This is a genomic window from Ralstonia pickettii (genome assembly GCF_030582395.1).
Classification (GTDB): Bacteria; Pseudomonadota; Gammaproteobacteria; order Burkholderiales; family Burkholderiaceae; genus Ralstonia; species Ralstonia pickettii_D.
Genome location: NZ_CP104382.1, coordinates 810,734 through 825,342, shown reverse-complemented (window position 1 = coordinate 825,342; position 14,609 = coordinate 810,734). Strand labels below are relative to the sequence as shown.

Annotated in this window: 12 protein-coding genes; 7 read left to right on the top strand and 5 right to left on the bottom strand. The window is 63.1% G+C overall.

Going from position 1 to position 14,609, the window contains the following annotated elements; translation table 11 throughout:
• Nucleotides 1-4 precede the first annotated feature (4 nt).
• The 5 genes from N5B55_RS20395 to tssJ form a co-directional block, all read right to left on the bottom strand.
• Complete coding sequence (locus N5B55_RS20395) at nt 5-1,738, bottom strand: hypothetical protein (protein WP_304539858.1); 1,734 nt, start codon at nt 1,736-1,738, stop codon at nt 5-7.
• Nucleotides 1,735-4,548 carry a type VI secretion system Vgr family protein gene (locus tag N5B55_RS20390; RefSeq protein ID WP_304539857.1) on the bottom strand — a complete coding sequence of 938 codons (2,814 nt, stop codon included), beginning with the start codon at nt 4,546-4,548 and terminating at the stop codon, nt 1,735-1,737. The genes N5B55_RS20395 and N5B55_RS20390 overlap by 4 nt, the downstream gene beginning before the upstream one ends.
• A 70-nt stretch (nt 4,549-4,618) precedes the next feature.
• The gene (gene icmH, locus N5B55_RS20385) at nt 4,619-5,404 is read right to left on the bottom strand and encodes a type IVB secretion system protein IcmH/DotU (RefSeq protein WP_009241821.1); all 786 of its coding nucleotides are present in this window, start codon (nt 5,402-5,404) and stop codon (nt 4,619-4,621) included.
• Nucleotides 5,401-6,747, bottom strand: a complete 1,347-nt coding sequence (gene tssK, locus N5B55_RS20380; protein WP_009241820.1) for a type VI secretion system baseplate subunit TssK — start codon at nt 6,745-6,747, stop codon at nt 5,401-5,403. The genes icmH and tssK overlap by 4 nt, the downstream gene beginning before the upstream one ends.
• Nucleotides 6,748-6,762: 15 nt before the next feature.
• A complete protein-coding gene (tssJ, locus tag N5B55_RS20375; RefSeq protein WP_254659080.1) occupies nt 6,763-7,356 on the bottom strand; it encodes a type VI secretion system lipoprotein TssJ in 594 nt (197 codons plus the stop codon).
• Nucleotides 7,357-7,795: 439 nt separating this feature from the next.
• Here tssJ and N5B55_RS20370 point away from each other — a divergent pair, with 439 nt between their 5' ends.
• From N5B55_RS20370 to tssG, 7 genes are all read left to right on the top strand, one after another.
• Nucleotides 7,796-8,425: a hypothetical protein gene (locus N5B55_RS20370; protein ID WP_065854821.1), complete on the top strand. Its 630-nt coding sequence runs from the start codon at nt 7,796-7,798 to the stop codon at nt 8,423-8,425.
• 35 nt (nt 8,426-8,460) lie between these two features.
• Complete coding sequence (tssB, locus tag N5B55_RS20365; protein ID WP_009241817.1) at nt 8,461-8,973, top strand: type VI secretion system contractile sheath small subunit; 513 nt, start codon at nt 8,461-8,463, stop codon at nt 8,971-8,973.
• Nucleotides 8,966-10,450 carry a type VI secretion system contractile sheath large subunit gene (tssC, locus tag N5B55_RS20360; protein ID WP_304539856.1) on the top strand — a complete coding sequence of 495 codons (1,485 nt, stop codon included), beginning with the start codon at nt 8,966-8,968 and terminating at the stop codon, nt 10,448-10,450. Before tssB ends, tssC begins: the two co-directional genes overlap by 8 nt.
• A gap of 105 nt (nt 10,451-10,555) precedes the next feature.
• On the top strand, nt 10,556-11,059 hold the full coding sequence (locus tag N5B55_RS20355; protein WP_009241815.1) for an Hcp family type VI secretion system effector: 504 nt from the start codon (nt 10,556-10,558) through the stop codon (nt 11,057-11,059).
• Nucleotides 11,060-11,127: 68 nt separating this feature from the next.
• Nucleotides 11,128-11,601, top strand: coding sequence for a type VI secretion system baseplate subunit TssE (tssE, locus tag N5B55_RS20350; RefSeq protein WP_009241814.1), 474 nt, complete (start codon nt 11,128-11,130; stop codon nt 11,599-11,601).
• A 78-nt stretch (nt 11,602-11,679) separates the two neighbouring features.
• The gene (tssF, locus tag N5B55_RS20345; RefSeq protein WP_304539855.1) at nt 11,680-13,530 is read left to right on the top strand and encodes a type VI secretion system baseplate subunit TssF; all 1,851 of its coding nucleotides are present in this window, start codon (nt 11,680-11,682) and stop codon (nt 13,528-13,530) included.
• Nucleotides 13,494-14,585 carry a type VI secretion system baseplate subunit TssG gene (tssG, locus tag N5B55_RS20340; RefSeq protein WP_304539854.1) on the top strand — a complete coding sequence of 364 codons (1,092 nt, stop codon included), beginning with the start codon at nt 13,494-13,496 and terminating at the stop codon, nt 14,583-14,585. Before tssF ends, tssG begins: the two co-directional genes overlap by 37 nt.
• Nucleotides 14,586-14,609: the final 24 nt, after the last annotated feature.

The following is a 14,609-nucleotide window of genomic DNA, read 5'->3' as shown; positions in this document are numbered from 1 at the left end:
GCAGTTACGGGTTGCGTTTAGTTCGGGGCTTTGGAGGCTGAGTGGGTTTGGGTCGAGAACTGGCGGTATGCAGTTGTTTCTGACGTATATACAGCTCAGCGATGTTATCAATCTCGTCATAAGAGAATTGATCAGATAGGCCGTGACTTGGCCGATGCTCATCGTGCAGGCTCAGATCGTAGTAGTCACCGCCTGTGAGCGCTATTGTCCCCACTTTTGCGCTGACGGCCACGTGCTCCAAGGCCCCGGGGGCGACAGCTTTCTTTAAGGTGCCCCCTGCCTTTGGTGTGTAGCCTTTCGGCGGACTATTACTGGGTATCACGAACACGACATAGACGAAGCGATTGCGCTCGTTGCCGTCCAACATGGTGCTGGCAACACTGGCTTCCAGCCATGCCGCCGACATTTGCAGCCCCTTCTTCGGCTGCGACAACATACACCACAGCGCGTACTGGCGTTCTGTCAGGTTTGGCGGCGGCTGAAGCTTGGACGACTGCTTGCCGTCGGCCCGCTCCCGCCAGCTATCCGCCGCCATGCCAAATAGAGCCCCAGCAGACTCGGACGCCTTCGCCTCAACAAAGTGGAAGACTTTCTCGCCGAGCGACCAAACTCCATCCACACCATTTTGATTGATGCGCACAAGGTGCTCGGGGACCAATTCGGTTGGCGTGGCATGCTTGTTCTGCTCTGTCACCAGCCTCTTGCTGCCTTTCCACACGGCCCCAGCGTGTTTTCCTTCGACATGCCCATGTGGCCATGCGTTAGGAGCGTGCAGGGCCATGTGATGGTAATGGGCCATATGCTCGCCAATGAGCCCCTTGTACCGATTGCCGATCGCCTTCCAAGACGCGCGTGTCACCCGACTGGCGGTAGTCTGCGGCCCGCCACCCGGCTCAACCTGCTGGCGCTTGGTGTCCTGCTCGTCCTTGTGCTTGGCCTTCTGCTTTTCGGCCGGCGGCGTCTTCCGGCTGGCAGGTGTTTGCTCCTTTGCAGATGGGTGACTCGATTCGGCCGACCGACTTGGGCGGCTTGGTTCGTGGCCGCCGTGTGCGCCTGCAGTCCTGCTGCCGGTAGTGGCTGTCGCCGCTGCCATCGCCATTTGGGCGACGCGGTAGCCGTCTTCGCCGATCAGGTCGGTGACGAATTCCTGCAGTGCCTGAATGCCTTGTTGAATGCCTGTATGCAACGGCCCCCGGATCGATTTCAAGCCCGGGCGCAGGTCATGTGCGAGTCCTTGCACGGAATCTGGCAGCCACCAGTGAGACTGCTCCAGTTCCCCCAGCAATTGGTCGCAGCCAGTCAGGGCGTTGTCCATCTGCTGGATAGCAATTTGCGCGTTGCCCGCCCAGTCCAGCGTCCGGATAAAGGTGATGGCTTTGCCTTTGGCCTTCCCGAGCATTCCGCTGACGAACGCCTCGCCGCGCAGGGCGCCCTTCAACAGCTTGCGCCCTTTCCATAGCGGTTTGACGATCGTCTTGAAGAGGCTGCCAAGCTCAGGAATGCACCCGAATGCCGCCAGGGCCAAGTCAACCCATTCGTCTTTGCCGCAGTTTTTGGCGCCCTTGCGCGAGATGCGATAGATCATCCCCGAGATGTCGCGCACGTTCAGAACCTGCTGGGCGACCGGGATCAGGGAAATCACCCCGCCGACAATCATCGCGGCGTTGCTGGGTTCTTCTTCAAAATCACCCAGTATCAGGTCCTCACAGAACTTGGTGATGTCGTCGATCAGGCTCATTGTTGGACATCCTCTGCTGCTCGCGTATCACCGGCAGCAATGCGCGCTTGTCTCTCCATCTCAATTTGTCGCTGAGCTTCAGGCTGCACCTTCTTGTATTCGTCTGACGACTCTAGGGGCGGTGCCTTCCACGGCCGTTCATCCTCGCCAAATTCGACGTAATAAGGCAGGTTCGGCGTGCCCTTTTCGCGCGCGAAACCTTGCTTATCGAGTTTGCCCTCACGTACGGTGTTGTCGCTGAACACAATCTTGTATGGAGCGCCTTGCACAGGCTCCAGATCGTCGTACTGGTAATTCAGTTCGATTGCATTGGACAGTGTGGCCGTTCCCACCGGCAACGCCGGCAAAGCCGTCGCCTGCCCCCCCGGCCCCTCAAACGGATGCCCAGCCCCCTTCACCGACAGCAACCCCGACGTCTCAAACGTCACCGCATTCCCTTCCAGCCGGATCAATGAATCCCCGCCATGCAGCACGATGTTCTGTTGCGCGAGGATCTCGACCGAATCGGCCGACGAGGTAACGGTAACGGCCTTGTCTGCCAGTACGGCCAACGCATCGGTATGCGCCTGGATCGACACCGGCCCGCCTTCGGCAATGGCGCGGATGCCGTTGCGCTGGGCGAACAGGCTCACGCCTTTTGCAGCCGCGGCGGCGATGACGTTGCCAGCGGCGAGGTGCCAGTCGGCCTGCGCGGTGCCGTGCAAGTGCCGCCCCGCGTAGACGGTGGTGGTGGCCTCCGAGGCGAGCGCGATGCTGGAGGGCGATTCGGTCACCAGCAGCGGCTGGCCGAATTTATCGACGGGCTGCTGTGAATCCTGGCCATTGACGTTGCTGGGGTACTTGCCGTCCTGCGCAGGGTCGAGCGCCTTGTCGATCGGCTCGAACGCTTCGTTGGCCGCCAAGGGCAGCGCTTGCTGGCTCGCTGCGGCATCCGACAAGCGCTGTGCAGTCTTCTGCGCGGCGGTGAGCTGCCCGCGCGCTTCATGGGCGTCGAGCAGCGTGCCGACGGCTTGCGCACGCGCGGTAGTCGAAAGCAGCAGGCCTCCGCCAGCGCGGACCACCGCCCAGGCATCGGTGCGCAGTTCGGCGCCGGTGCCGCGCCACGTGCCGCGGTCTCCGCCCGTGGCGCCGTGCGAGGTGACATAGCCGAGATTGAGCTGGCTGTTGGCGGTGGAGCTTGCCAGGCGCGTGCGCAACTGGCCAGGATGATCGTCGACGACCCACTGGTTGTAGCCGTCGCCGCCGAGGCCCTGCGAGTGCCAGCCGGACAGGGCTTGCCCGAGCGGCGCATCGGCAGGGGCCCAGGGCAGGGCGTCCTGCGTGTTGTGCAACTGCATGGCGATCATCGGCCGGTCGATGTCGCCGTCGATGAACGTCAGCAGGACCTGCGTGCCTGCGCGCGGCAAGTGATTGCCGCCCCAGTTCGGGCCCGCGCTGGCACTGGCCACGCGCACCCAGGCGGTGACTTGCGAGCGGTCGTTGTTGGACGGATCGGAAAATGCATTGACCTCCGGCGCGCGCAGCCATGGGAAACGCACGCGCACGCGATGGTCGCGGTCGGTTGTGAGCGGCGCGCCGTCGTCGGCAATGACCACGGCAGCCTGGCCTTCAGGCGCCGTTGGGCGGCGTCGATAGGGCGGTACGATGGGCGCCTCGGCCGGTACGGCGACGAAAAGATTGCGGTAGCTGCCCGATTCGATCTCGGTGGTGGAGAGCAAGCGTGCGATGTCGGCGCCGAGGTTGTTGGCGGCTTCGTGTTCCACCTGCAGCGTGACGAACTCGCTGTGCTTGCTGTCGAAATGCTGCGTGAGCGTGAAGCGCTGGCCGGCGCCCAATTGGCGCACGCTGCCGTGGCCTTCGTAGCGCAGGTACGCGCCTTCGTGTGCCTGCATGCGCAGTTGTGCTGCGCGGCTGGCTTCTTGCGCATTCGAATATTGATACGAGCCCGAGGCTTCAAAGCGTTCCAGCGTGGGCAGCTCGCCGCCGGGGTCGCTGGCGCTGGCTTGGGCGCTGGTCGCAGCCAGTGCCTTGTAGTCCCACGAAGCGAGCGTCACTGCATTGGTGCCCACGCTGTGCGCGTGCGAGAAACGCTCGATCGCGTCTTCGCTTTCGGTGGCGTCAACGCGATGGAAGCGGATCTGCGGCTGCGGGCAAGCCGGACGTTGCGCATCGTTGTCGAAGATGACGACGGTGTGACGCGACTGCGTGCTGCCTTGCTGTTGCTTGTCGTCGCTTTGCTCGTGCTCGATGCGGAACGACAGGCCTTCCTCGGCCAGCAGGCGCATCACGAACGCGTAGTCGGTTTCGCGGTATTGGCAGCAGATCGATCGTTTGGCGCACGGCTGCGTGGTCGCAATCTTGTAATGCGCGGTGGGGTATTCGCTGAAGACGTCTTCGATGATCTCGAGCGCGGTCTTGTCCTGGTAGACGAAGCAGTCGCTGCGTGTGCGCAGGCGGTCAAGCCAAGGCACGACGCGCAGCCGGTAGCGTGCGAGGCCGCCGTCACCGCCAAGCGACGTGCAATCGGCCACGTAACCGTGCCACGCGCGTCGCTTGCCGTCGGCTTGCACCAGGCGCAGCGTGACTTCCTGCGAAGCCAGCTTCGCCGTGTCCAGATGCGCCGACGGGCTCAGGCAATCGATATGCAGGACGAAAGAGGCCGACACCGCCTCGGTGGCGGTAAAGCGCTCCACGACGAGGTTGTCGGAAGCAAGCGCCGTCTCCAGCGTGATCTGGCGGGTCTGCTGCCCGAGCAGCGCGCCCAGGACGGCTTGTGGCACGGCGGCCGGCAGGTTGGACAAAGGCTTCATCGGAACAGCGTCGCGCTGGGGTTCGTGTTGCGGTTCAGCAGAAGGATGGGCACGCGGCCCATCGTGGCCATCACGGCAGCGAAATCGTCAGGTGCGAGAAGCGCGGCCCGAGCTTGATGACCTGCGAATAGCCTTCCAGCGTTTCGTTGGTCTTGGCGTTCAGCGTGTGGGACAGCCCGAGGAAGCCCAGCAGCCCGATCAGCGCAAACACGGCGCCGAAAATCCACAGCGGCGTTTCGCGCTTGAGCATGTGCGCGACCTTGTCGGGCAGCGGCCAGTGCGGTGCAAACGCGGCACGCTTGCCCTTGATGGCAGAAATCTCGTCGCCCAGGCGTGCGGTGAGGTAAGCGAGTTTCTCAGGCCCTTCGAGGATGTACTTGCCGCGAAAGCCCAGCAGCAGGCACATGTGGAAGACCTCCAGCGCCTGCAGGCGCGGTGCACCGTGCGCACGCAGTTCTTCGAGCTTGACGAAGAAGGTCTCGCCGGCGAGCTGTTCGCCAAACAGGACGAGCTGCAGCGGGCGGCGCTCCCAGGCCGGGCGGATCGCAAAGTTGGACGACAGGATGGTTTCGTCCACCGCGGCGCAGAAGGCGTACTTGGCGTCGAACACGTCTTCAGCCGACACGTTCAGGCGCTTGGCGCCGCGGTCGAAATCGTCGAGGAAGGCGCGTACGCGCGAGAGGAAATCTTCTGCGCTGGTCGGCTGCTGGCCATTGCGCAACTGGAACAGCATGAAGAAACCGTCGTACAGCAAGTCGAGCAGCGTGCGGGCGTGCGTGTTGGATTCACGTGCATCCGCCGCAGCGGTTGCCGGTGCCGAACCGCCAAACAGCGAAGGGGTGGAGGTAGCGCTCATGAAGTCACCGCGATCAGTTCAAGTTTGAGTTCCCGGATGCCGGCCGGGGCATAGATGGTGAGGGTCTGCGCCTGCAGCATGCGTTCGTACAGCATGCCGCGCGCTTCCACGGCGAAGTAGCACGCGCCCGGGCGCACCGGAATGGCGGGCGGCACCTGCGGCGTATAGGTGAGCGGCACGCCAGGCATGGACGACAGCACGAGCTTTTCGACGTCGTCGGGGGCGCCGACCTTGAAGCGCGCCGGAATGGCTTCCACCAGTTCGGCGGCGGGCATGTCTGCCGACACCGACAGGTAGAAGCTGGTCTGGTCGTCGATCTTGCCGGAGTCGATGCGGCCGAGGTGGAACGACGGGCGCGTCTCTTCCAGCGCAATCGCAAAGTAGCGCGTGGAGATGACGGTATCGAGCAGCTCGCGCACGATCGTGTCGAGCTTGGCAAACACCGGGCCCGGGTTGTCGTGATCGTAGGCGGGCAGGTCGGCCAGCGTGTAGCTCTTGGTGAACGTCATCAAGGCGCCCGCCAGGCGCAGCATTTCCTGGAACAGGCGCTCAGGGTGCAGGTCCGGGTGGTGATACAGGTGCGACAACGCCGCAAACGCTGCATTGGCCGTATGCAGCAGCCAGAACGAGGCAATGTCGCCGGAGCGGAATTCGATGATGTTCTTGGTCGGCTCGCGGTGGAAACCGTACAGCGCATTGACCTTGGCCTGCAGTGCATCAAGCAGCCGGCGCAGGCGCTGATACAGCACGGCCGAGGCGTTGATCGCCATGCTCGGCGCGACAAAGTTCTCGTCCAGCTCAAAACCACCGGTGCCGGTGCGCCGCACGCGCACCACGGGCAGGGAGATGAACTGCTCGCGCGGTTCCGTCTCGGCAATCAGCTTGACCGACTTCTTCAGATACGTGATGGCGGCGGGCTCGGCCTCCGTATAGAGGTCGGCCGTTTCCTCCTCCGCACCAACAAAGCGCGATACCGATGCGCCTTCGATCTGCTCGCGGTAATTGCCGCCATTGTCTTGCAGCGGATACAGGGCGATATGGAACGTCAGCTCCGACACGCCGGCAGGAACCGCGTCGAGCACCAGCGGCGGCGGAAGCGCATCGGCCTGCGGCGCGAAGTACAGCTCGCCGTCCGGAAAGAACAGCGACAGCTCGACCACGCGCAGCACGCCGCTGGCCAGCGCATCGGTATCGAAGCGTGCATGGCGGATACCCCATGCATACGGCTGGATGACTTGCGCAGTCGCATGCAGGCGCGACTCGTGATACGCGTCCTGACGCTGGAAATGCTGCGGGCGCAGGAACAGCCCTTCGCCCCAGAGAATCTTTGCGGAGTAACTCACGTTGGCCCTTGTTGTTCAGCTACCGCAAACCGCGGGGGAGAGCAGGTTGAGATCGGTCAGCGGTGTGGCGCCAGCCGGGGTGGTCAGCGTGCCGGATGTCACCGTCATGGCGCAGGCGTGCAGCCCGATCACGATGCCCGACTTCTCGTTCTTCTCGGTGTTGAAGGCGAACTTCCAGCGCTGCGATGCGGGGCTGCGGAACAGCGCCACGATGCCCAGCGTGGTGGCTTCGCGCGAAACTTTCTCGGTGAAGTCGTAACGCTGGCCCGGGATCAGCGTCATCTCACGCACGTTGACAAGGTCGGCGCCCAGCGTTTGTTTCTCGCGCGCCGGGTCGATAAAGGTGTCATACGGCGCCTGCAGGAAGCTGGTCGGGTCCTTCAACGAATACAGGCGCACCACCACCGCAACCGGGCGGCGGTCGTTCGCTGCGTTCAGGTTGTTGCCGGCCGTCATCTTGAGCGGCACTTCACGCGGCGGCTTTTGCGCATCGGGCACGTTCGACGATTTGAGCCCCATCGCTTCCAGCGCGCCGTTGGCCGCACCCGCCAGCACGCTTGCGCCGGTGGAGCAGGCGGCCAGCGCGACCACGCTCGCGCTTACCAGCATCAGCTTGAGCGCCGCCGCAAGATGGTGCTTCAGAGACCGCTTGAGAAGGCCGCCGCAGCCCGGCTGCCTCGCCGCTTGCTCCCAAGCGGCATCGAATTTCATCATCTTCATGCCTGATTTCTGAATTATTTAATTCTCTTTGTTTGACTGCCGCGAGGCCCGTTCGGCTAAAGGAGGCTGTTGAATTGTTTCGGTTCCTTAATAAAGGAAAACAGAAGAATGTTTCGGTTTCTTAATAATCGGAGATCGTTGCAGGGCGCCGCTCTAAGGTACTGAATACAAAGGATGTTTCGGTTTCTTAATAATCCGTTTTTGGTTGTCAACGGCAACGAGCGGAGTGTACTATTTCGCGCCAGTCGAGACCAACATTTAACTCGCCAATTCCGGCGAATTTGACTGGGTATCGACACACCGCTTTGAAACTTTGAAGAGTCTCGCCGTGGCCAAATCCTCGTCTATTTCCGTTCTCCGTTCCTTCATCGTGCTGTCTGCTGCCGCCGCTCTGTTTGCAGGCTGTTCGACCACCAACCCCGGACCCCAAACCGACGAGGCCTTCGGCCAGAGCATGTCGGAGGCGGAAGCTGCGGCCAAGGGCGGCCAGCAGGACAAGGCGATTGATCTGTACCAGCAGATCGCCAAGCAGAACCCGACCCGTGACGAGCCGTGGGTGCGCATTGCGCAGATCCAGTTCGGCGCCGAGAAATATCCGCAGGCCATCCTGGCTGCCGAAGAAGCGCTGCAGCGTGACAACGCAGATCGCCAGGCGAAGAGCATCCTGGCGGTGAGCGGCCTGCGCGTGGCGCGCCGTTCGCTGCAGGAGCTGCGTGCCGACAGCGCGCTGGCCGGCGACGTCAAGACCGACGCGCAGGTGCTTGCCAAGATGCTGCGCGACACGCTGGGCGAACAGGTTCTGTTCCCGGGCGAGCAGACGGCCAAGCAGCCGGTGCGCCGCCCCGCGCGTGTTGTCCGCCGTGCAGCGCCGGCCGCCGAGCACGGCACCACGGCTGCACCTGCAGCCGCCACCGGTGCTGCCAGCGGCAGCGCAGACCCGTTCGGCGCACTGCGTTAAGCACAGCGCTGGTTCCGCATTCCTGGAGGAACGTGATGGCCAAGAAAGAAAGCGTACAGAAGCGTCTGCAGAAGGTGCGTCCGCCGCGCGTGCAGTTGACGTATGACGTCGAGATCGGCGACGCAATCGAGACGAAGGAACTGCCATTCGTGGTGGGCGTGGTGGCAGACCTGTCGGGCCAATCCGAAGTGCAGCAGCCCAAGCTGCGCGACCGCAAGTTCGTCAACATCGACCGCGACAACTTTGACGAAGTGATGAAGGGCGTAGAGCCGCGCGCAGCGTTCCAGGTGCCGAACACGCTGACGGAAGACGGTGGCCGCTTTGGCGTCGACCTGAAGTTCCGTTCGCTTGAGGACTTCAGCCCCGAAGCCGTTGTCGAGCAGGTCGAGCCGCTGCGCAAGCTGCTCGAAGCGCGCTCCAAGCTGGCTGACCTGCGCAACAAGATGGCCGGTAACGACAAGCTCGAAGACCTGCTGTCGGAAGTGCTGAAGAACACCGAAAACGCGAAGAAGCTGGGCGCCAAGCAAAACGGGGGCGAGGATGCTTGAGAACCAATCCGCTGCGCAAGGCGCCTCGGTTGCGGAAGAGGTGAGCCTGCTCGACAGCATCGTCGAGCAAAGCCGCGTCGCCAAGTCCGATTCCGAGCGCGCGCGCGCAAAAGACATCATCGGCGAGCTGGCAAGCCAGGTACTGAGCGGCACCGTGGTGGTGTCCGAGAACCTGTCGGCCACGCTCGATGCACGTGTGGCCGAGCTGGACCGCCTGATCTCGCAGCAGCTGAGCGCGATCATGCACGCGCCGGAATTCCAGAAGCTGGAATCCACCTGGCGCGGGCTGCACTACCTCGTCAAGGAAACGAGCACTGGCCAGACGATCAAGATCAAGGCGCTCAACGCGACCAAGCGTGACCTGACGAAGGACTTCAAGACCGCCATCGAGTTTGACCAGAGCGCGCTGTTCAAGAAGGTCTACGAAGAAGAATTCGGCACCTTCGGCGGGGCCCCGTTCGGCGCGCTGATCGGCGACTACGAAATCACGCGTCAGCCCGAAGACATGTACTTCATCGAGCAGATGGCGCACGTGGCTGCGGCTTCGCACGCACCGTTCATCGCCTCGTCGTCGCCGGAGCTGCTGGGACTGGAATCGTTTGCCGACCTGGGCAAGCCGCGCGACCTGGCGAAGGTGTTCGACACGGTCGAATACGCCAAGTGGAAGTCGTTCCGTGACTCGGAAGATTCGCGCTACGTCGGTCTGACGTTGCCGCGCTTCCTGGGCCGTCTGCCGTACAACCCGAAGGACGGCACCGTGGTCGAGAGCTTCAACTTTGTTGAAGACGTGGATGGCACCGATCACAGCAAGTACCTGTGGTGCAACGCCGCCTGGGCGTTCGGCGCGCGCCTGACCGCGGCGTTTGACGACTTCGGCTGGTGCGCTGCCATCCGCGGTGTGGAGGGCGGCGGCCTGGTCGAAGACCTGCCGACGCACACCTTCAAGACCGACGACGGCGAAATCGCACTCAAGTGCCCGACTGAAATCGCCATCACCGACCGCCGCGAGAAGGAACTGAGCGACCTCGGCTTCATCCCGCTCGTGCATTGCAAGAACACGGATTACGCCGCGTTCTTCGCTGCGCAGTCGGCGCAGAAGGCGAAGAAGTATGACTCCGACAGCGCAAACGCCAATGCGGTGCTGTCTGCGCAGCTGCAGTACATCTTCTCGGTATCGCGCGTGGCGCATTACCTGAAGGCGATGATGCGCGACAAGATCGGCAGCTTTGCCTCGGCCAAGAACGTTGAGACGTTCCTGAACCGCTGGATCTCGCAGTACGTGCTGCTGGACGACAACGCCACGCAAGAACAGAAGGCGCAATTCCCGCTGCGCGAGGCGTCGATCCAGGTGGCGGAGGTGCCGGGCAAGCCGGGCACGTATCGCTCGGTGGCGTTCCTGCGGCCGCACTTCCAGCTCGATGAACTGTCGATCTCGCTGCGCCTCGTGGCGGATCTGCCCAAGTCGGCCAACTCGTAATTCCTGACCGGACTCTCCCCGGGGGGGAATGTTCGGGCATAACCACCCGTTACGCTCGTTACCCGTTGCAGTACCAACAACCAATCTATTGAAGAGGGTCTCTGTATGAAGGATATCTACGTCAAGTTCGACAGCCCGGCAATCAAGGGGGAGTCGCAAGACAAGGATCACAAGGACTGGATCGAAATCAACAGCTGGTCGCAGGCCATCAGCCAACCGCGTTCGGCCACGGCTTCGACCGCCGGCGGCCACACGGCTGAGCGTTGCGAGCACCGCGACATGGTCTTCACGAAGGATCTGGACGTCGTCAGCCCGCTGCTGTACCAGCACGCTTCGGGCGGCACGACGTTCGGTGAAGTGACCATCGAATTCTTCCGCGCAGATGGCGAAGGCAACCGCGTGAAGTACCTCGAAGTCAAGCTGAAGAACGCCATCCTGAGCGAAGTCGATTCGCAAGTGGTGGCCCAGGGCATCCCGACCGACACGTTCAGCCTGCGCTACGCCGCTGTGCAATGGAAGTACACGCAGCAGAAGAGCGCCGGCGGCCAAGGCGGCAATTCGCAAGGCGCCTGGAGCCTCACCAAGAACGACAAGACCTACTCGGTTTAACGTTTGGTGTTCTCCTGATGACAAGAGCCGCAGCCGCCGTGCTGCGGCATCTTGTTTTCTAGCAGCATATGAAAGGCTTCGAACCCAGCCTGCTCGACAAGCTCTTCGACGACGAGCCGCACGCGCCCATGCCCACGGCATTGCGCCAGCTCTCGCTTGAAGAACTCAAGAGCACCGTGGCACGCGACATTGAATCCTTGCTCAACACTCGCATCGTGTTGGAAGAAGAGGATTTGCACGGCTTGCCCGAATGCAAGCGGTCGTTGCTCACGTATGGCCTGAACGATTTTTCCGGCCTGAGCCTGGCCAGTTTCTACGACCGCAACTACATCTGCCAGTCGCTGACCAAGGCGATCGAGCGGCACGAGCCGCGCCTGCAGCATGTGAATGTGTCGCTGGAAATCAATGAACGCGCGACCAATGCTTTGTGCTTTGGGATCAGCGCAGTGCTGCTGGTGGGGCCCGCACGCGAGCCCGTGAGTTTTGACGCCATGCTGCAACCGTCGACGCTGCGGTATTCCGTGTCACGCGGACGCGGCTGAGACTGCACGGACCTGCACAACGCACCACCCGCAACACGCTGAAGCACCCGCAGGACCGCCACCGGACCGCCACGAAGAATGGAAGAGCTGCTGCCTTATTACGAACGAGAACTGGCCTTCCTGCGCCGGTACTCGCGCGACTTCGCCGAGCGGTATCCGAAGATCGCCGGCCGCCTCGCCATGTCGGGCGACGGCTGCGACGATCCGCATGTCGAGCGGATGATCGAATCGTTTGCCTTCCTGACCGCACGTGTCAGCAAGAAGCTCGACGACGACTACCCCGAATTTACCGAGGCGCTGCTGGAAGTGCTGTATCCGCACTACCTGCGGCCCTTTCCATCGTGTTCCGTGGCGCATTTCGATGTGCGCGGCGTCGCGGCGCAACTGAGCGCGCCGGTCACGATTGCGCGCGGCACGTTCCTCACCACACGCATGGTGCGCAAGGTCGAATGCCGCTTCCGCACCGCATACGACGTCACGTTTGCGCCGGTGCGCGTGGCCGCGGCGACGTTCGAGCGCGCGGTGTCTGCGCCGGCCGCTGCGCAACTGCCCAAGGGCGCGACCGGCTCGATCGCCATCACGCTGGAATACGTGGGCGAACGCGGCGGTTTCGAATCGCTGTCGATGGACAAGCTGCGCGTCTACATGGACGGCGAGCCGTCCTTCGTGGCGGCGCTGGGCGATGCGCTGTTCCTGCACACGGCGGCCGGATATGTGGAAGCCGAACGCGCCGGCGTGTGGAAGCGTCTGATTTCCGTGCCGTTGCACGAAGTCGGTTTTACAAAAGACGAATCCCTGATCGATTGCCCGGCACGCTCGCACCCGGCCTATCGGCTGTTGACCGAGCACTTCAGCTTTGCCGAGAAATTCAACTTTTTCGACATCGACCTGGCTGCATTGCGACGCGGCCTGACGCCGGGCGTGCCGGTGCGCCGTCTGACGTTGCATCTGGTGCTGAAAGACGTGCGCAGCGATTCGCACGCCGCGCGTCTGCTCGAGAACCTGCAGCCCGAGCACCTGCGCCTGCATTGCACGCCCGTGGTCAATCTGTTCCAGCAGAAGGCCGATCCGATCCGCATCGAACATACGGCCAGCGCTTATCCGGTCGTGGCAGACAGCCGGCGCGCGCACGGCTTTGATATCTACTCCATCGACAACGTGCAACTGGTGCGTGAAACCACGGCGCACGAGAAGGTGACGGAGTTCCGGCCGTTCTACTCCTTGCATCACGGCGAGGAGCCCGGCCGCGCGGGGCATTACTGGCTGGCACGCCGCAACGAACTGATCGCACAGCGCAGCCCGGGTTTCGAAACGGAAATCTCCATCGTCGATACGCAGTTCGACCCCGCCAGCCCGCAGACGGACACGCTGAGCCTGACCGTCACCTGCACGAACCGGGACTTGCCTTCGACCCTGGCGTTTGGCCAGCCGGATGGCGATCTGTCGATGGAAGGCAGTTCCATCGCCCGCAACATCACCTTCCTGCGCAAGCCGACGCCGTCAATGCGGTTTGGCGGCGGGCGCGCGGCGCAGTGGCGGTTGATCTCGTTGCTGGCGCTCAACCATCTGTCGCTCGTGCAGAACGGTCTGCCGACGCTGAAAGAGATGCTGCGCCTGCACGACCTGCCGCGCAATGCGATCTCGGCGCGGCAGATCGAAGGCATCGTCGCGCTCGATTACCAACCGGCGACGCAGTGGCTGGCCGGCAAGCCGTTCGCCACCTTCGTGCGCGGCCTGGAGGTGCGCCTCACGCTGGATGAAGACGCCTTTGTGGGCACCGGCATGCACCGGTTCATCCGTGTGCTGGACCACTTCTTCGGCCTGTACGTCCACATGAACAGCTTTGTGCAGTTGATTGCGGTCTCGCGCCGCACCGGCAAGGAATTGGTCAAATGCGCACCCCGCAGCGGCGAATCGATCCTGGTGTGATCCGGCGGCTGCTCCAGCAGCCGCACCGGTACCAGTTCTTCCAGGCCGTGCGCCTGCTGGAGCAGCTGTTCGCGCGCGAAGGCGGCATGGCGCCAGAGCAGGCGCTGGCCACGCGCCTGAGCTTTCGCAACACGCTGTCGCTGTCGTTTCCGCCCAGCGAGCTGCAGCATATCGAGGCCGAGGGCATTACCGCCGAGATGCTCGAAACCGACGCCGCGTTCATCGCTGCACTGGAAGAGGGCGCGCTCGATTCGCTGGCGATCACGCCCACGTTCTTCGGCATGCTGGGCGGCCAAGGTGCCTTGCCGCTGCGCTACACCGAAATCGTGGCCGAGCGCGAAAGCCTCTGGCGCGACCGCGCTGCACGTGCGTTCTTCGACATCTTCTCGAACCGGGCAACGGCGCTGTTCTACCTGGCGTGGAAGAAATACCGCCTGCCGTTCCAGTACGAAGTCGACAGCACCAAGCATTACCTGCCGCTGCTGCTGTCGCTGGCGGGGGCCGCTGACAAGACGCTGCGCCGCGATCTTTCCACCACGCCGGGGCCCATCCTGGACGAAGCGCTGGCCGGTTATGCCACGGCGATCCGGCATCGGCCGGTGTCTGCGGCATACCTGCAGCGCGTGCTGTCGGATTACTTTCAGGCGCCGATGCGGGTGGAGCAGTTTGTCGGCGGGTGGTATCGCGTGCCGGCGTCGCAGTACACGCGGCTGGGCAGCACCAATAACCTCCTGGGCGCCACGGCGTTGGCGGGCGGGCGGGTGTGGCAGCGCGACCTGCGCGTGCGCCTGTGGGTCGGGCCGCTCAAGCGTGCGCAGTACCGCAATTTCCTGCCGGGTGCATCGGGTGCGCTGGCGCTGCGCAAGATGTTGACCATCCTGTGCGGCACCACGCTCGAGTTCGAAATCAAGCTGATCCTGCGCCAGCAGGACGTGACCGGCAGCACGCTGGACAACAGCAACGACGGGCGCCTGGGCTGGGACACCTTCCTGTGCTCCCGCCCCGCGCAGCAGGACCGCAGCGATGCGCAATACACGCTCGCGCCGCTGCATTGATACCGACACATTCATCGATTCTTC